Source organism: Actinoplanes sp. NPDC051343, assembly GCF_044455125.1.
In the GTDB taxonomy this organism is placed as follows: Bacteria; Actinomycetota; Actinomycetes; order Mycobacteriales; family Micromonosporaceae; genus Actinoplanes.
The window spans coordinates 171,599-188,878 of sequence record NZ_JBITEL010000001.1; the positions used below are offsets into that span (position 1 = coordinate 171,599).

The 17,280-nt window shown below is 68.9% G+C and carries 16 protein-coding genes; 8 read left to right on the forward strand and 8 right to left on the reverse strand.

Translation table 11 applies throughout. The features are described 5' to 3' along the window. Positions 1–18 precede the first annotated feature (18 nt). The 7 genes from ACIA5C_RS00720 to ACIA5C_RS00750 all read left to right on the forward strand — a co-directional run bounded on the left by ACIA5C_RS00720 (position 19) and on the right by ACIA5C_RS00750 (position 7,010). Positions 19–1,605, forward strand: a complete 1,587-nt coding sequence (locus ACIA5C_RS00720) for a tannase/feruloyl esterase family alpha/beta hydrolase (protein ID WP_396049815.1) — start codon at positions 19–21, stop codon at positions 1,603–1,605. Positions 1,606–1,655: 50 nt separating this feature from the next. Next, positions 1,656–2,402 (forward strand): ABC transporter ATP-binding protein, encoded by a 747-nt coding sequence (locus tag ACIA5C_RS00725; RefSeq protein ID WP_396049816.1) that lies wholly within the window; start codon positions 1,656–1,658, stop codon positions 2,400–2,402. Then, positions 2,395–3,087 carry an ABC transporter ATP-binding protein gene (locus tag ACIA5C_RS00730; protein ID WP_396049818.1) on the forward strand — a complete coding sequence of 231 codons (693 nt, stop codon included), beginning with the start codon at positions 2,395–2,397 and terminating at the stop codon, positions 3,085–3,087. Before ACIA5C_RS00725 ends, ACIA5C_RS00730 begins: the two co-directional genes overlap by 8 nt. Positions 3,088–3,106: 19 nt before the next feature. After that, a complete protein-coding gene (locus tag ACIA5C_RS00735; protein ID WP_396049819.1) occupies positions 3,107–4,351 on the forward strand; it encodes an ABC transporter substrate-binding protein in 1,245 nt (414 codons plus the stop codon). A 22-nt stretch (positions 4,352–4,373) separates the two neighbouring features. Next, on the forward strand, positions 4,374–5,246 hold the full coding sequence (locus tag ACIA5C_RS00740) for a branched-chain amino acid ABC transporter permease (RefSeq protein WP_396049821.1): 873 nt from the start codon (positions 4,374–4,376) through the stop codon (positions 5,244–5,246). After that, entirely contained in the window at positions 5,243–6,256 is a 1,014-nt protein-coding gene (locus tag ACIA5C_RS00745) for a branched-chain amino acid ABC transporter permease (RefSeq protein WP_396049822.1), read from the forward strand. Before ACIA5C_RS00740 ends, ACIA5C_RS00745 begins: the two co-directional genes overlap by 4 nt. Positions 6,257–6,329: 73 nt before the next feature. Then, a complete protein-coding gene (locus tag ACIA5C_RS00750) occupies positions 6,330–7,010 on the forward strand; it encodes a TetR/AcrR family transcriptional regulator (protein WP_396049823.1) in 681 nt (226 codons plus the stop codon). On the opposite strand, the gene ACIA5C_RS00755 is transcribed toward ACIA5C_RS00750, so the two are convergent. From ACIA5C_RS00755 to ACIA5C_RS00785, 7 genes are read right to left on the reverse strand one after another with little or no spacing between them, the layout of a single operon-like run. Further along, a complete protein-coding gene (locus tag ACIA5C_RS00755) occupies positions 7,007–7,552 on the reverse strand; it encodes a cupin domain-containing protein (protein ID WP_396049824.1) in 546 nt (181 codons plus the stop codon). The genes ACIA5C_RS00750 and ACIA5C_RS00755 overlap by 4 nt on opposite strands. 25 nt (positions 7,553–7,577) lie before the next feature. After that, positions 7,578–9,197, reverse strand: coding sequence for a long-chain fatty acid--CoA ligase (locus tag ACIA5C_RS00760; RefSeq protein WP_396049826.1), 1,620 nt, complete (start codon positions 9,195–9,197; stop codon positions 7,578–7,580). Continuing rightward, entirely contained in the window at positions 9,197–10,039 is an 843-nt protein-coding gene (locus tag ACIA5C_RS00765) for an SMP-30/gluconolactonase/LRE family protein (RefSeq protein WP_396049827.1), read from the reverse strand. The genes ACIA5C_RS00760 and ACIA5C_RS00765 overlap by 1 nt, the downstream gene beginning before the upstream one ends. Positions 10,040–10,049: 10 nt before the next feature. Then, the gene (locus tag ACIA5C_RS00770; protein ID WP_396049828.1) at positions 10,050–11,045 is read right to left on the reverse strand and encodes an ABC transporter permease; all 996 of its coding nucleotides are present in this window, start codon (positions 11,043–11,045) and stop codon (positions 10,050–10,052) included. Beyond that, entirely contained in the window at positions 11,042–12,022 is a 981-nt protein-coding gene (locus ACIA5C_RS00775; protein ID WP_396049829.1) for an ABC transporter permease, read from the reverse strand. The genes ACIA5C_RS00770 and ACIA5C_RS00775 overlap by 4 nt, the downstream gene beginning before the upstream one ends. 5 nt (positions 12,023–12,027) lie before the next feature. Then, positions 12,028–13,593 (reverse strand): sugar ABC transporter ATP-binding protein, encoded by a 1,566-nt coding sequence (locus ACIA5C_RS00780; protein WP_396049830.1) that lies wholly within the window; start codon positions 13,591–13,593, stop codon positions 12,028–12,030. Further along, the gene (locus tag ACIA5C_RS00785) at positions 13,590–14,582 is read right to left on the reverse strand and encodes a sugar ABC transporter substrate-binding protein (protein WP_396049832.1); all 993 of its coding nucleotides are present in this window, start codon (positions 14,580–14,582) and stop codon (positions 13,590–13,592) included. Before ACIA5C_RS00785 ends, ACIA5C_RS00780 begins: the two co-directional genes overlap by 4 nt. Before the next feature lie 233 nt (positions 14,583–14,815). On the opposite strand from ACIA5C_RS00785, the gene ACIA5C_RS00790 reads away from it, so the two are divergent. Continuing rightward, a complete protein-coding gene (locus tag ACIA5C_RS00790) occupies positions 14,816–16,624 on the forward strand; it encodes a helix-turn-helix domain-containing protein (RefSeq protein WP_396049834.1) in 1,809 nt (602 codons plus the stop codon). Here ACIA5C_RS00790 and ACIA5C_RS00795 read toward each other — a convergent pair. Further along, positions 16,588–17,217: a TetR/AcrR family transcriptional regulator gene (locus ACIA5C_RS00795; RefSeq protein ID WP_396049835.1), complete on the reverse strand. Its 630-nt coding sequence runs from the start codon at positions 17,215–17,217 to the stop codon at positions 16,588–16,590. The genes ACIA5C_RS00790 and ACIA5C_RS00795 overlap by 37 nt on opposite strands. Positions 17,218–17,280: the final 63 nt, after the last annotated feature.

Sequence of the window (17,280 nt, forward strand, 5' to 3'; positions counted from 1 at the left end):
GCCACCGCACTGGTAAGCGTGACGGTGATCCACGGGCCGGTAGCCGCCGCCGCCACCCCGGTGAGCGCCGGCCCGAGATGCGCTGAACTGGCCGGGACAGAGATTCCGGCGTCGGTGATCAGCCTGCCGACCCGCGGCGGGCACGTCGAGTCGGCATCGGAGGTGACCCAGGTCGTGAGCGGCCGGGCCATCGAGTACTGCGGCGTCAACGCGGCACTCCGTCCGAGGGATCCGTCCGCTCCGGACATCAAGCTCCGCGTCGACATGCCGGTCGGCTGGAACCGGAGCTCGATGATGTTCGGCGGCGGCGGATACGACGGGACCATCCCCGACGTCACTCAGATCGTGCCGTTCGGCCGCCCCGATCAGCCGACGCCGCTGGCTCGCGGATATGCGACGTACGGAAGTGACTCGGGCCATCAGGCCGGCCCCGCAGCGTCCCTGGACGGGTCGTTCGGCATGAACGACGAGGCACTTCGGAACTTCGCCACCGGCGATGCGCTCAAGAAGACCCACGACGCCGCCATGTACCTGATTCGTCGCGGCTACGGCGCGGTGCCCCGCCACACGTACTTCGCGGGCGGCTCGACGGGCGGCCGTGAGGCCCTCATCGTCGCGCAGCGGTGGCCGGACGCCTTCGACGGTGTCATCTCGGCCTTCCCGGCCTGGAACAACATGGCCGAGATCCTCGATCTCGGATACCTCGCGCAGGTGATGTCCCGTCCGGACGCCTTCCCCGGGCCGGACAAGCAGACGCTGATCTACAACAGCGTCGTCGCGGCCTGCGACGGGCAGGACGGTATCAAGGACAAGATCGTCTCGAACGTCGGCGGATGTCGCTTCGACCCCCGCGTGCTTCGCTGCCCCAAGGGCGCCGACACCGGGCCGACCTGCCTCTCCGACGCGCAGATCGCGTCGGTGACGGCTGCGTCCACACCGTTCAGGTGGCCGTACCGCATCGCCAGCGGCGAGCGTTACTATCCCGGCTTCCCCCTCCTGTCCGGCGCTGACATGAGGACGCCCTACCTCGGGTTCGGCACCTCCGCGCCCGCCGACCCGATGCCGGTGACCAGTGGATACGGGTTCCAGTACTGGGACCAGTGGGTGAAGTACTTCCTGACCCGGGACCCGGGCTACAACTCCCTCGACGTCGATCCCCGGCACCCGGGGAAGTGGCTGTCCCGCATCAGTTACCTCTCCACCCTCGAGGATCGCAACAACGTGGACCTTCGTCCGTTCGCCCGTTCCGGCGGGCGACTGATCCTGATGCACGGCTCGGCCGACGAACTGGTCTCGCACCGCTCGACGAACGACTACTACCGCCGAGTGCTCGCCACGCTCGGTCCCCGGCAGACCAACGAGTTCATGCGGTACTACGTCGTGCCGGGCGCCAACCACGCCAACTTCGGTGCGCCGGCCTTCGCCCCCGGCTGGGACTCGCTGTCGGCGCTGGAAACGTGGGTCGGCGGCGGACAGCCGCCGGTCAAGCCGGTGGCCTCCGACATCAGGGACGGCCGCACACGCCCGCTCTGCGAGTACCCGCGCTGGCCGAAGTACCGCTCGGGTGATCCCGACCAGGCGCAGAGCTTCGTGTGCTCGCTCTGAATTCCGCTGACGGCAGGTAGAAAGGGGTACGGGTGACGGCGGGCAGTCGCGTGGCAGTGCGTACACGGGCCTTGACCAAGGTGTTCCGCGGTTTCCGCGCGGTCGACTCGGTGGACCTGGAGGTTCGCGAGGGCAGCGTGCACGCGCTGGTGGGTCCCAACGGTGCCGGGAAGACGACCTTGTTCAACCTGTTGACCGGCTTCGTGTCCCCGACGTCCGGGGCGATCACCGTGTTCGACGAGGACGTCACGGGCCGCCCGCCCGAGCAGGTCGCGCGCCGCGGCGTGGCCCGGTCGTTCCAGATCACCAGCCTTTTCGAGACCCTGACCAGCCGCGAGCATGTGGAGCTCGCGCTCGCCGGGCACACCGGCCAGGGATTCCGCTTCTGGCGCTCGGAAAAACTCCTGGGAAGAAAGCGAGCCCGGGTGGAAGAACTGCTCACGCAGGTGGGGCTGATGCCGTTGGCGGACAAGCCGGTGGGACTGCTCGCGTACGGGCAGAAGCGCGCCCTGGAGCTGTCCCTGGTGCTGGCGCTCGACCCGCCGGTGATGCTCCTCGACGAGCCCACGGCCGGGATGGGCATCGAGGACGTCGACCGGACCATCGAGCTGATCCGCCGCATCGCGGTCGGCCGCACCGTGGTGCTGGTCGACCACAACATGCAGGTCGTCGGCAGCCTGGCCGACCGGGTGACGGTGCTGCAGCAGGGCCGGATCCTGGCCGAGGGCCCCTACGAACAGGTACGCAACGACGAACGAGTGATCACCGCGTACCTGGGCGAGGCCGACCATGCTTGAGGTCACCGGCCTGACGGCGTGGTACGGCCAGGCGCAGGCCCTGCACGGCGTGGACGTACGCGTGGGAGAGGGCGAGGTCGTCACCCTGGCCGGCCGCAACGGCGCCGGTAAGACGACCCTGCTGCGGTGCCTGATCGGCCTTCACCGGCAGACCGGCGGCACCGTGCAGTTCCTCGGCCGGGACGTCACCGGCGTGCCGGCGCACCGGAGGGCGCGCGCCGGCATGGGGTGGGTCCAGGACGACCGCGGCGTCTACGCCAGCCTCACGGTGGAGGAAAACCTGCTCCTGCCGCCCAAGGTCTCCGACCGTGCCTGGCCGCTCGATCGGGTCTACGAGGCGTTCCCCGTGCTCGCCGAACGCCGCAAGGCGTCGGGCACCACGCTGTCCGGTGGCGAGCAGCAGATGCTGGCCATCGCCCGGGCACTGCGGACCGGCGCCCGTCTGCTGCTCATGGACGAGCCGTCGGAGGGCCTGGCCCCGGTGATCGTGGCCCAGATCGGGACGATCATCCGCGAGATCAAGGCCACCGGCGCCGGCGTGCTTCTCGTCGAGCAGAACGTCAAGTTCGCGGCCACCGTGGCCGACCGGCACTACCTGCTCAATCAGGGCCGCATCGTCGAGACCCTCGACAACTCCGAATTCCGGCGGCGCGAGGGCGAACTTCTGAAATACCTCGGCATTTGAACGACTAGGGAGAACCACCATGAAGGGCAAGCGATTGCGGGTCGGTGTCTCGGCCATGACGGCTGTACTTCTCCTCGGAGCCTGTGGTGGCGGAGGCCCCGAGTCGTCGGGCGGCAAATTCTCGGGGGACAAGCTGGTGCTGGCCGTGCTGAACGACCAGTCCGGGGTCTACAAGGACGCGTCGGGGCCCAACAGCGTCAAGGCGGTCAAGATGGCGGTCGCCGACTATCTGAAGAAGTACGGCGACAAGGCGGTCATCAAGAAGATCGAGGTGACGTCGGCCGACCACCAGAACAAGCCGGACATCGCGAATACCAAGGCTTCCGAGCTGTACGAGCGCGGGGGCGCGGACGTCATCCTCGACGTGCCGACCTCGTCCGCCGCCCTGGCCGTCGCCAACCAGGCGAAGAAACACAAGAAAGTGTTCCTCGACGTGAGCGCCGCGACGACCGCACTGACCGGCGCCCAGTGCAACAAGTACACCTTCCAGTGGGCGTACAACACGTACATGCTCGCCAACGGCACCGGCACGACGGTGACCGAGAACGGCGGCAAGAATTGGTCGATCATCTTTCCGGACTACGAGTTCGGCCAGAACATGACCAAGTCCTTCACCACCGCGATCAAGAAGGCCGGTGGCACGGTTCGGAGCACCATCCCGACGCCGTTCCCGAACGAGAACTTCGCGACCTTCCTCACCAAGGCCAGCAGCACCGATCCCAACGTGATCGGCACGATGCAGGCGGGCGGGGACCTGATCAACCTGGTCAAGCAGTACAACGAGTCGGGGCTGAAGGAGAAGGGCATCAAGCTGGCCGTCGGGCTGATGCTCATCACCGACATCCACTCCCTGGGTGTGGAGCAGTTCGCCGGTACGACGTTCACCGACGCCTGGTACTGGAACATGGACGCCCAGGCCCGCGCCTGGGCGGACCGGTTCCTCGCCGAGACCGGGGCGCGCCCGAGCTTCGAGCACGCCGGCAACTATTCCGCGGCGCTTCAGTACCTGGAGGCGGTCCAGGCGGCCGGCACCGACGACGCCGACGCGGTCGTCAAGCAGCTCGAAGGCAAGAAGGTCAACGACGTGTTCCTGCGCAACGGCGAGATACGCGCCCAGGACCACTCGGTCGTCCACGACGCGTACCTCGTCAGCGTCAAGAAGCCGTCTGAAGTGAAGGAGGACTGGGACTACGAGCAGATCGTGAACACCATCCCCGCGGCGAAGGCCTTCGCTCCCGCCGAGGCGTCCGGGTGCTCGATGTGAGTGGACCCGGTCGGAGGACCCCGTGAACGCGGTACCGCAGTACGTCGTACAGGGACTGGCGGCCGGCAGCTTCTACGCGCTGGCCGCCCTCGGGCTGGCCGTCATCTTCGGGGTGCTCGGCGTGGTCAACTTCGCGCACGGCGCGTTCTACATGCTCGGCGCAGTCGCCGCGGCCGTGCTGCTCGACTCTCTCGGCCTCACGCTGTGGTGGTCGCTGCTGGTCGTGCCGGTGCTGATGTTCGCCTTCGGCGTCGCGGTGGAGCGGCTGCTCGTGCAGTGGCTGCTCCAGCTCGACCCGCTCTACAACCTCCTGCTCACCTTCGGCCTCACCCTGGTTCTCGTCGAGGCGGTCAAACAGAAGTACGGCGTCTCCGGGTTGCCGTACCGGCTTCCGGGCGCCCTGCGGGGACGCGTCGACCTGGCCGGTGTCGTCCTGCCGCGCTACCAGCTGTTCGTCCTGCTGTTCTCGGTGGCGGTCTGCGTGCTCGTCTGGCTCGTCATGACGCGATCCCGGATCGGCATGATCGTCCGGGCGGCGACGGAGAAGCCGGACCTCGCCCGAGCCCTGGGCATCAACGTGAGCCGGTGGGTGACGCCGGTCTTCGGCTTCGGTGTCGCGCTTGCCGGCCTGGCCGGCGTGCTCGCCGCACCGTTCCGGGCGATCACCGCCGACATGGGCGACAACTTCGCGATCATTCTGTTCGCGGTCGTGGTCATCGGGGGGCTCGGCTCGATCGTCGGCGCGGTGGTCGCGGGCTACGTGGTCGGCCTGGTGGAGGCGTTCGGGCAGGCGTACGCCCCGACGTACGCGCAGATCCTCATCTTCATCCTGATGGCCGTGATCATCCTGGTCCGGCCCGCGGGCCTGCTGGGACGCAAGGAGGCGACGGCATGACTCAGTCCGTGGTTACCGAGGCCCCGGTCACCGGGGCCGACGTACCGGTCGTCCGAAGCGATCCGAGGCTGCGGTGGGTGCTGCTGGCCGTCGGCCTGGTGGCGGCGCTGGCACTGCCCTGGTTCATCTATCCCCCGGTCGCGATGGACGTCGTGGCGATGGCACTGTTCGCGATCGCGCTGGACATCCTGCTGGGCTTCACCGGCCTGCTGTCCTTCGGGCACGCGGCGTTCTGGGGCAGCTCGGCCTACGTGACCGGGCTGATCGCGACGCATTACGGCGTGCCGTTCCCGGTGGCTGTCGTCGCCGGCGCGGTGTTCGCGATGATCCTCGCCCTTCCCGTCGGGTACCTGTCGGTGCGCCGCTCCGGGATCTACTTCGCGATGGTGACCCTCGCCTTCGCTCAGATGGTCTACTTCATCGGCTATCAGTGGAGCGGCCTGACCGGCGGCGAGAACGGGTTGCAGGGCGTGCCCCGCAGCTTCTTCGGCATCGACCTGGTGGAGAACGACTCGTTCTACTTCTACTACGCGGCCCTGCCGATCCTCCTGCTCGGCATGTGGGCGGCCTGGCGGATCGTGCATTCGCCGTTCGGACGGGTCCTGGTGTCGATCCGGGACAACACCCAGCGGGCGCGGGCGCTCGGCTACGAGGTGGAGAAGTACAAGGTCGTCGCCTTCGTGCTCTCCGCCGGACTGACCGGCCTGGCCGGCGGCGTCTTCGCGATCAATCACGGTTTCGTCGCCCTGACCGAGCTGAACTGGAGCACCTCGGGCGAGGTCGTGCTGATGACGGTGCTGGGCGGCATCGGAACGCTGTGGGGAGGCGTACTGGGCGCGGTGCTGACCGTGCTGCTCGCCGACTATCTGACCTCGTCCGGCTTCCACGGCATCGACCTGGTCACCGGCTCGGTCTTCATCCTCGTGGTCCTGCTGTTCCGCCGTGGGGTCTGGGGTACCGTCCGTCACCTGTGGCTGATCCGGCGACAGCGCCGCATGGCGAAGCGGTGAGCCGGGCCGGCGCGATGCAGAGCTACAGTTTCCGACGTCGGCGCTACAGCATGCTAGGAGAGGGCACCTGTCGGTGACTTCGCGGAAAATACTCGAGACCAAATACCGCATCTCCGAGACGGCGATGGCCTTGTTCCTGAAGGAGGGCTACGCGAACGTCACCGTGGAAGCCGTCGCGGAGGCATCCGGCGTGTCCCGCCGCACCGTTTTCCGGCACTTCGAGAGCAAGGACGAACTCGTCTTCCCCGACCACACCGAACGCCGCGGGCTGGTCGAGCGATGCCTCGCCGAGTCCGCCCCCGGCACGGATCCGGTCGACGCCGTGATCGCGGCCACCGAGCAGTCACTGCACGATTTCCTCGGCCGGCCCGATCTCGTGCTCCGGCGGTACAAGCTGACGCGGGTCGTGCCCGAACTTCGCCGGCGTGAGGTCGTCGAACACGAGCGCTACGTGGCGCTGACCCGGTCGTACCTGCGTGACCATCTCCCGCCGGACGCCGCCCCTTTCCAGTCGATGGCCCTCGGAGCTCTCATCGACGCGATCCACCGGTCAGCGCTCGGCAACTGGGTACGCACCGGGGGCGCCACCGACCCCGTCGCCGAACTGGCGGCGGGCATGGAATGGGTGCGCCGCCTGATGGACCACCAGTCGGGTTTCTCGACCGCTCCCCTGCTGCTCGCGGTGCTCCCGGACACGCCGCAGACCCGCCGTGTCCTGACCTCGCTGAGAGACACGGCGGAAGACCTGCTCTAGCCAGTGACGCGGACGGCTCCGATCTGCACGTAACACATCAACGCCGGCTGATCGGCCTTGTTCTTCCACGCATGCCGGGTGCCGAGTTGCACCACGCAGGTTCCCGGCGTCAGGGTCACCTCCGCTCCGTCGTCGAGTTCGAGGCACAGCTCGCCTTCCAGGCAGATGGCGTAATCGACGGTGTCCGTGGTGTGCATCCCGTCGCCGTTGTCCTCGAACGGGTCCGTGAGCCCGGGCAGCTTCTCCGCGACTTCGGCGGCGACACTCGCGGGGTCCGGCACGGCCTGAGGCTCGGACGAGTGCGCGGCCCACCGGAGGAAGAGGGCCCGGCTGCCGCCGAGGCCGGGAAAGTAGGGCCGCAGGACCGGCGCCGCGTCGCGTTCGCCGACCTTCGCCTCCCCGTCTCCAGTGCCCCACAGCAGATAGAAGTCGGCTCCCGGCAACGCCTGGACACGCACCGGTTCCGGGTGACGGTCCTCGACGAAGACCGCGGCGCCGTTGCGGCTGTGCCCCGTCACGATCAGGCGCGGTTCGATGGGCATCGGGCTTCCTTCCGTTGGTGCGGTCTCAGTCGGCGTCGGGCGCCGGGTCGGCGAACCGCTGACGTAGCGTCTGTTTCGACCACTTGCCGGTGGCCGTCTTGGGTATCTCGGTCATCATCTCGATGCGCTCGGGGATCCACCATGACGCGACCCGGCCCCGCAGATGGTCCCGGACGTCGTCCGCGGTCAGATCCACTCCTTCGAACGGGACGACGCAGGCCAGCGGGCGTTCCCCCCAGCGGGCATCGACGACGCCGATCACGGCCGCCTCCCGGACCCGCGGATCGGACATCACCGCGTTCTCGAGCGCGACCGACGAAATCCACTCACCGCCGGACTTGACCAGATCCTTGGAGCGATCAACGATCCGCAGATATCCCCATTCGTCGATCGTCGCCACATCACCGGTACGCAGCCACCCGTCCGCGGTGAACGCGTCGGCGCCGCTGTCCGCACCGAAGTAGGCGCCGGCGATCGTCGCCCCGGCGGCCTGGAGCTCGCCCTGGCTCTGTCCGTCCCAAGGCTGCTCCACGCCGCCGGCCACGACGCGGATCTCGGTCAGCGGTACGGCCGGGCCCGGGGTGCCGAGCAGCAGCCGGCGGGCATCGCTGTCGAGCCCGTCGTGGTGCGTGGCCAAGCGGGAGGTGGTGACGACGGGACTGGTTTCGGTCATCCCCCACGCGTTGGTCAGCGGTATCCCGATCGCTTCCTCGTACGCGCTGGACAGCGCGTCGTCGACCGCGCCGCCCCCGCACGCGATGTGGCGGAGGCTGCTGAGGTCGTGGCGTCTCAGCGCCGGGACCAGATCGCGCCATACGGTCGCCACGCCCGCGCTGAACGTGACCCGGTGCCGGGACAGTAGCGACACCAGTTCCTCCGGGTCCCGGACGGGTCCGGGCAGAACCAGGTCGGAACCGCTCTGCATGGCGGCGTACGGAAGCCCCCACGCGTTCACGTGGAACATCGGCACGACCGGCGCCACCACGTCCCGTTCGCTCAGCGCGAAGACGTCCGCGCCGAGAAGAAGCAGGCTGTGCAGCACGACCGAGCGGTGGCTGTAGAGGACGCCCTTGGGATTGCCGGTCGTTCCCGAGGTGTAGCAGAGCGAGGCGGCGAGGTTCTCGTCCTCGATCGGGGTCTCGAAGGGTCCATCGGCCTGCCCGGCGAGGAGTGCCTCGTAGTCGAGGACGCGCGGGTCGTCCGGCAGCGGCATGTCCCCGCCGTCGTCCATGACGATGACGTGCCGCACCGTGTCGAACGACGCCACCAACGGCCAGATCACCGGCAGGATCGTCCGGTCGACGAACAGGACGTCGTCGGCGGCGTCGTTGACGATGAACGTGATCTGCTCACGGTAGAGCCGATGGTTGACCGTGTGCAGGATCCGCCCCGAACTCGGGATCCCGAGGTAGAGCTCGACGTGCCGCTGGCTGTTCCAGGCGAAGGTGCCGACGCACGCCCCGGCGGGCACTCGCAGGCTCTCGAGGACCCGTGCCAGTTTGCGGACGCGCGGCGCCACCTCACGCCACGTCGCCACGGTCTCGGTGGTCCCGCCGGTGACGATCCGCTTGTGCCCGAAGTTGGTCTCGGCCCGCGACAGCAGCGTCGGAATGGTCAGCGGGCGATCCTGCATCAGTCCGTGCATCAGATGACTTCCTCGCCGACCTCGACCGTTTCGATCCGGCCCGCCCGCCCGGCGGTCTCGGGCGGTTGCCAGCTGTTCGACGTGAGGAGGAACAGCGTCGTGCCGTCCGGTCCGCCCAGCACGCAGTCGGTGGCGCAGCGCCCCTCGACCTCGATCGTCCGGGTGACCCGGCCGCCCGCCTCGACGCGCAGGAACTTCGAGGTCGCGATCGAGGAGACCCAGACCGCCCCGGCCTCGTCCACACAGATCCCGTCGGGCGTCGACCCGGGCGGCAGTTCGGCCCACGTCCGCTTGGCGCCCAGATCGCCGCGCTCGTCGACGTCGAACGCGGTCAGGCGGGCCGCCCAGGTCTCCGCCACCACCAGGGTCGAGGTGCCCGGCAGAACAACCATGCCGTTCGGGAAGACCATGTCGTTCTCGACCGGGGTCACCCGGCCGTCGGCGTCGATCCGGAAGATCGGCCCGGGCTGCTGCGGAGCGTCGGCGTAGAGGTCGTACCCGAAGCCGCCCAGAAAGGTCCGGCCCATCTCGTCGGTGACGAGATCGTTGATGGGTGCATCCGTGAGGCTCGAGACGTCCGCGAAAACGCTGAGCTTCCCGTCCGGATCCAACCGCCGGACCTTGCGGTCGGTCATGCAGCTCACGAGCAGGGAGCCGTCCGGCAGCCATCCGAGACCGGACGGTTGATCGTCGACGACCGTCACCTCCTCGAGCGTCCGCGCCGCCGGGTTGGCTTTGAACACCTGCCCGGTGTGCATGTCGGAGAACCACAGGCGGCCGTCGTGCCAGCGGGCGCCCTCGGGGAATCGGAGGTCGGAGTAGAGCAGGGTGGTCTCGGACATGGGCGCTCTCTCAGATCAGGGGACGAGGGCGGGAGGGCCGCAGGCGTGTCCGTTGCCGGACGAGCGCGCTGTGCAGATCGGGGGCGTCGATGACGACGATGATCCCGAGCAGGCCCGCGAAGAACAGTTGCGATACGTACTGCGGTAGAGCGGCGACCGTCACGATCTCGGCGAGCAGCGCGACCGCCAGGATCCCGCCGAGCAGGCCCAGCGCGTGGCCCCGGCCGCCGGCCAGCGAGACGCCGCCCAGCAGGGCCGCGGCGGCCGCGACGATCAGCGGCTGGACGCCCGGATCGGGGTTCGCCGATCCGAGGCTGAAACTCAGCAGCGACCCACCGAGCGCGGAAAGCACGCCGGAGGCCGCGAAGGTGCCCACGATCAGGCGGTCGACCCGGACCCCGGCGACGCGACTGGCCCGCCGGTCGCCGCCGATGGCGCGGAGTTCGCGGCCCCAGCGGCTCAGCGACAGGACGAGCGCCGCGACGATGAAGAGGCCCAGCGTGATCAGGCTTCGAGGCGAGAAGTACGTGAGGACGGGCTGGTCGACCCAGAGTGTCACCGCCGCGTTGGCATAGGTCTTGGTGAGCCCGCCGGACATCGCGCTGGTGAGCCCCAGCAGCGCAATGTAGGTCGCCAGAGTCACCGGCATCGACGGGATCTTGAGTCTGGCGATCAGGCCACCCTGCAGCAGGCCGATGGCCGCCCCGGCGCCGATCGCGGCCAGCAGGCCCCACGCCCAGTGCTGCTGGCCGGCCTGAACGGTCAGCATCCCGCCGACCGCGTACGTTCCGACCACCGACAGATCGAACTCGCCGGCGATCATCGTCAGACCCAGGGCCAGGGTGAGGAGTCCGAGTCGCGCGAAGATCTGGAGCGTGTTGTAGACGTCGAACGGGGCGAGGGCCGAGTCCGTGTACGCCGGGATCAACGCGAACGCGACGATCGTGATGGCGAGCGCCGCCATGGGCAGCGACACCTCGGGCCGCCGTAAGGATGGAGGTTTCATGCGTGGCTCCCCCTGGTGCGCAGGTGGACGATGACGACCACGACCAGGACGATGACTCCCTTGACCATGATCTGGACTCCGGTGGAATAGCCGCGCAGCAGCAGAATGTCGGACGCGGCGGCGATCAGCACCGCGCCGGCGAGGGTGCGCACCGCGGAGCCGCGACCGCCGGCGATGGGTGTGCCGCCGGCCAGAACCGCCGCGATCGCATCGAAGGTGAGCGTGCCGCCGAGGTTCACGTTCGCCGACGTGTTGAAGGCGGCGGTGAAGGCGGCCGTGACCGCGAACAACGCGCCCGCCCCGAGCCAGGCCACGGCGGTAGTCCACCCGACCCGCAGGCCGGCGGCCCGGGCGGCCCGGCGGTTCTCGCCGATGAGGTACAGGGATCTCCCGAAGGCCGTCCGCCGCAGCGTCCATTCCACGATCAGAGCCAGCCCGATCAGGACGTAGACGCTGAGGGCCACGCCGCCGGGCGTCGCGTTCAGGTGGTCGTACCCGCGTCCGGTGGGCGAGACCGTCGAGCCGCCGCCGATGCCGGTGGCGATGCCCGTGATGGCGAAGCTGGCCGCGATGGTGAGGACCACGGGGTTTGCCGCGGCGTAGCCGACGACCGCGCCCTGCACGCCCGTGATCAGGGTTCCGCAGACCACGGCGAGGACCATGGCCGGAACGAGGCCGAGCGACTGTGCCGACAAGAAGATCATCCCGACCGCCGCGACGCTCGGCGAGATGGCCAGCGAGACCGCGGATCCGCCGATGGTGATCAGGGTCAGCCCGAGCGCCGCGATGCCGACGAGGCTGGCCGACGTGAGAATGGCCTTGGCGTTGGCGACCGTCACGAAACGATGGGTCGTCAGGCCCAGGACGACCGCCGCCAGCACGGCGAGGACCACCACCACGTTGATGACGAGGTCGGCCCGCGATCGCGGCCGGCCTCGCCGTCGGATCGGCGCATCGGGGCGCGGCGGGGCAGACATGACGTTCACAGTCGTTCCTTCGTCGGTGTCGCGGCCGGGGTTCCACCGTCGGCCGCGCCGTGCGTCATCTCCCGGAGCAGGACGGCGCCGGCCACGTCACCGTCGTGACGCCGCACCACCACGCCCTTGTGCATGGTGACCACCACGTCGGCGAGGTCCAGCAACTCCTCGAGCTCGGTCGAGCTGAACAGCACGGCCATGCCCTTGTCGGCGGCGTCGCGCAGCAGCACATGGATCGCCGCCCGGCCGCCGACGTCGACGCCGCGGGTGGGATCGTCGAGCAGCAGCACCCGGACGTCGGGCCGGCCGAGACCGCGTCCGACGAAGACCTTCTGCTGGTTGCCGCCGCTCAGGGAGCGGACGCTGTCGCCGGCCCGCTTGCCGTCGAGACCGCACAGAGCGACGAGATGGGTCAGGGCCGCCGACCATCGTTGCCGGTTGAGCACGCCCCACCGGGTCACTCCCGGCAGGCGGGTGGCGAGCAGGTTCCAGCTGATCGGTTTGTCGAGGAACAAGCCTTCGGACTTGCGGTCGTTGGAGACGAACGCGATGCCGGCCCGGATCGCGGCGACCGGGTGACCGGGACGGACCGCGACTCCGTCGACCTTGATGTCGCCGGCCGCCGCGGGAACGAGGCCCGCGGTCGCGCGCAGCACGTCGGAGGCTCCGGACCCGAGCTGACCGGCCAGGGCGTACACGTGACCCGGCTTGAGCGCGATGCTGAAGTCGTCGACCCGCCCGGGAACCGACAACCCGCTGACGGTCACCACGTCAGCGGAATCCTCGACCTCGCTGCCGGTGTGTTTGCGGAGGCGCTGCGGCGCCTCGCCGAGCATCTGGACAATGAGGGACTCGATCGTCAGGTCGGCGACGGCGGTGGTCGCCACCACGGCGCCGTCGCGCATCACGGTGACCCGGTCGCAGAGGTCGAGCACTTCGCCGAGCCGGTGGGAGACGAAAAGGATGGCGCAGCCGGTGGCCGCCACGTTGCGGACCGCCGCATAGACGTACTCGCTCTCGACGTCGCTGAGCGTGGCCGTCGGTTCGTCGAGGATGACCAGCCGGGCGTCCTGGCCGAGCGCACGCGCGATCTCGACGAGCTGACGCTCGCCGATGCTCAGCTCGGACAGCGGCTGGTCGAGACGCACACGTTGCAGCCCGACGTTGTCGAGCAGCGTGCGCAACCGGGGGCCGGAGGCGCGTCGCCGGTTGAGCCAACGCGCCTTGAGGTCGCCCAGCATGAGGTTCTCCGCGACCGTGAGCGAGGCGACGACGCTCAGTTCCTGGTCGACCAAGGCGATTCCGCTGCGCTGCGCCACCTGCCGGCTGCGCGGATCGAGCACCGCGCCGCCGATCCGGATCGCACCGCCGTCCGGCGACTCCTGTCCGGACAGCATCTTGACGACCGTGCTCTTACCGGCGCCGTTGTGGCCGCACAAGGCGTGGATCTCGCCTGCGGCGATGCCGAAGGACGCACCGCGCACGGCCTGGGTCCGGCCGAAGCTCTTGGTGAGGTCGTCCACGCGGATCAGCTCCTCGCCGGCGCGCGCGGACGACAACGGCGAGCTCATGCCTTACTGCACTGTTCCGCGTACTGGGCGACGTTCTTGGCCGTCACCCGCTCCTCCTTGACGAGTTCCTTCGCCGGCGGGTTCTGCTTGTTGAAGTACCGGGTCACGTAGTCGGCGGTCTGCTCGGCGATCGTGCCCGGATCCTCGGTCGCGGTGCCGTAGAGCGTGCCGGCCTTGATGGCGTCGATGCCGACCTTGAAACAGTTGCTGCCCGTGACGATGAGACCGTTCTTGCCACCCACCGGGCAGCCGGCCTGCTTGGCCGCGGCGACGATGGGAAGCGCCTGGTAGTCGGCCATGCCGTAGGCGCCCTGAATGCCCGAGCAGCCGTACTTGGCGAACAGCTGCGTGGCGATCTTGCTGGACAGCGTGGGGTCCCAGTTGCCGTCCTGGATGTCCACGACCTTGTACTCCGGCGTCTTCGCCAGCTCGGCGTCGAAGCCCTTCATGCGGTCCTGGGCCGCGAAGCCGGACTTGGTGCCGGTGATCGCGATGAGGCTGCCCGAGTTCTTGCCCTGCGCCTTCAGGCCCTCGACCAGGTTCTGCGCCGCCGCCGTGCCGAGCGCCTCGCTGTCGGAGAGGACCTGCATGACATCTCCGTCGACCGAGGGGTCGGGGCGTCCGTCGAAGATGAGCACCGGAATGCCGGCCTGCTTGGCCTTCTTGACCGGCACCACCATCGACGACGTGTCGAGAAGGGCGGCCACGATCAGGTCGGGCTTGTTGGAGATGGCCTGGTTGAAATTGGTCACCGCGGTGCCGGGGTCCATCGTCGTCAGGTCGACGACCTTCACGCCCTGGGACGTGAGCTTGGGGACGAACACGCCGTTGAAATAGGCGCCCCAGGGGTTGTCCTTGCCGTAGCCGACGAAGTCGATGGTCTTGCCCTTGAGCCCCGCGCTGCCCGAGGTGGTGGTGCCGCCGGACGAGCCCCCTCCGCAGGCGGCGGTCAGGAGCAGGACACCGGCGAGCGCACCGGCGAGTTTCATCGCGGACGGCAAGCGGCGGCTCGCCGAGACACGGCGCCCCGATAAGCGGAGCGGATGTACCAAATATGACTGGATCATGAACGACTCCCGATTCGCGCCCCATCTGTGAGGCCTGTCACACGCCCACTGCGGCGAACTTTAGGTGCGCTGGAACCCGCCAGTGAGAGAAGATCACCCCACTGTTTGGGCCACTCTGGTGGACAGGCCACACACCCCGAGGGAGGGGTCGAACGATGGGCGACACCCCCGAAGTCCGAACGTCAAGCCCCGACCTCGCGTCCTATCGGATCCGCCGGGAGCGCGAACTCAGCTCGTTGTACGCGACCGCCCGGTCGCTGACCGCCCTCGGGGAACTCGACGCGGTCCTGGACTCGATCGTTCGCGAGGCCCACGAACTGATGGGCACCGATTTCACGTACCTGTCGCTGCTCGGCGGGAACGGCGAACTGATGCTGAAGGCGTCCGAGGGCACCATCTCGTCGACGTTCAACCAGGCCCGGGTGCCGTCCGGAACCGGCGTCGGCGGCCGCGTCATCGCCACCGGCGCCCCGGCCTGGGTCAGCAACTATCTCGAGGCCGGCGACGTTCCGCACGACCGGACGTTCGACGGCCTGGTCATCCCGGAAGGCATGGTCGCGCTGCTCGGCGTGCCCCTGCTGGTGGGCGCGAAAGTCATCGGCGTGCTGTTCGCCGCCGACCGCACCGAACGGCCCTTCGAACCCGACGAGGTCGCGCTTTTCAGCGCCTTCGCCGACCACGCTGCCATCGCCTTGAACAACGCCCGGCTGTACGACCAGAGTCAGGCCGCGCTCAAACAGCTGCAGACCGCGTATCGCACCATCGAACGCCAGGTCGCGATGATGGAACGGGCTCAGGCCGTGCACGAATCCCTCACCCGCGTGGTGCTGACCGGAGGCGGCGCCGACGAGATCGCCCGGCTGCTGGTCGAGCATCTGCAAGGCGCGGTCACGGTGTTCGACCGGGCCGGCGCCGTCACCGCCCGGTGCGCCCTCGACCCGGAGAACGCGCACACCGCCCAGCGGCCGTCACCGGACGCGGTGGTGCAGGCCCGCCAGTCCGGGCGGTGGGCGACAACGACTGACAAGGCCGGCCTCTGGCACAGCGCGGCCGCCATTCAAGCCGGCGACACCCCTCTCGGCGCGCTCCTGCTCACCCGCGACCACGAGCCGAGCCCCGTCGACATACGCACCCTGGAGCGTGCGGCCCAGATCATGGGCCTGCTCATCCTGAAGGAGACCGCCGTCGCCGAAGCCGAGGAACGGGTCAGCGGCGAACTGTTGACCGAACTGCTCGTCTCCGCGCCACCGTTGACGCCGGCCCAGCGCGCCCGGGCCCACGCGCGCGGCATCGACCTGACCGCGCTGAACGTCATCATCGTCGCGAAGTCCGAGACGAGGACCGTCCCGGAAGTCAGCCGGCTGCTCTACGCGCTGTCCCCGGAGTGGAAGGGGCTCGCCGGCGAACACCTCGGCCGCGCCGCACTGCTCGCCGCAACCTCGGATCCCGCTCGGCTCGCCGAGACGGTGCACGGCCACCTGCGCCGAGAACTCGGATCACCGGTGCGAGTCGTCGCCGAGACGGTCACCGGCCACAACTGGGGACCGGCGTTCGACATCGCCGGAAAATGCTGCGACCTCATGCACATCCTGGGCGTGCACGATCAGGGTTCCACGACCGAGCCGTACGCCATGTTCGCGCTGTTGTTCGACACCGAGCGCGCCAAAGACCTCCACCGGTTCCTCGACAATGCACTGGAACCGCTCCTGGCCCACGACACGCGACGGTCGACGCAACTGGTGGCCACCCTGTCGGCCTATTTCGGCAACGCCGGCAACGTCACCCGGACCGCCACCGCGCTCCACGTGCACACCAACACCCTGCTGAAAAGACTCGACCGGGTCGACAGCGTTCTCGGAAAGGGTTGGCGCGCCCCGGACCGGGCCCTGCAACTGCAGGTGGCGCTCCGGCTGCACGACATACGCACTCAGATGGACCGGCCCCGGCTGTCCTTCCCCGAGTGAGCCGTCCGCGCGTCGGCGGTGGTGCCCCTCCATCCGATGTCGAGCAGGGCGAAGATGCGGTCGAATGCCGACTCGGCATCATCCCGCTCGCGGACGAGGCTGACGGCTTCGAGGGCGAAATGGGCCAGTGCCTGGCAGCCGATGTCGTCCTCGGGCAGTCCGGCGTCCGCGGCGATCGCCGCGGCCAGAGCGTTCTCATGGCGCAACCACATGTGGCGAAAGTGCTCGCGTAGTGCCGGAGTGGTGTCGATCAGGCGACGGAAGTCAGCGAAGCGCGGGTCGGTGCGCACTTGCCGGGACCGTTCCTCGCTCAGCAGCCGGCGCAGCGCCTGGGGGACGGATTGTCCGGCGGGGCGCTCGCGGACGGCGGTGACGAGCGCGGTCTCGCGGTCGGCGTCCTGGTCGAAGACCAGTGCTTCCTTGCCGTCCGGGAAGTGCTTGAACAGGGTGGCCACCGACACGTCGGCCACGTCGGCGATCTCCCGCACCCCGACCGCGTCGTAGCCGCGCTGAAGGAACAGTTCCAGTGCGGCGTCGGCCAAGGCTCGGCGGGTGGCTGCCTTCTTGCGCTCGCGGCGTCCGGTCTCGGTCACAAGCCCACCTTAGCGTCAGTGTTGAACGGATCGGAATGTAGAACGGTTCGCTTTCTAGAACTG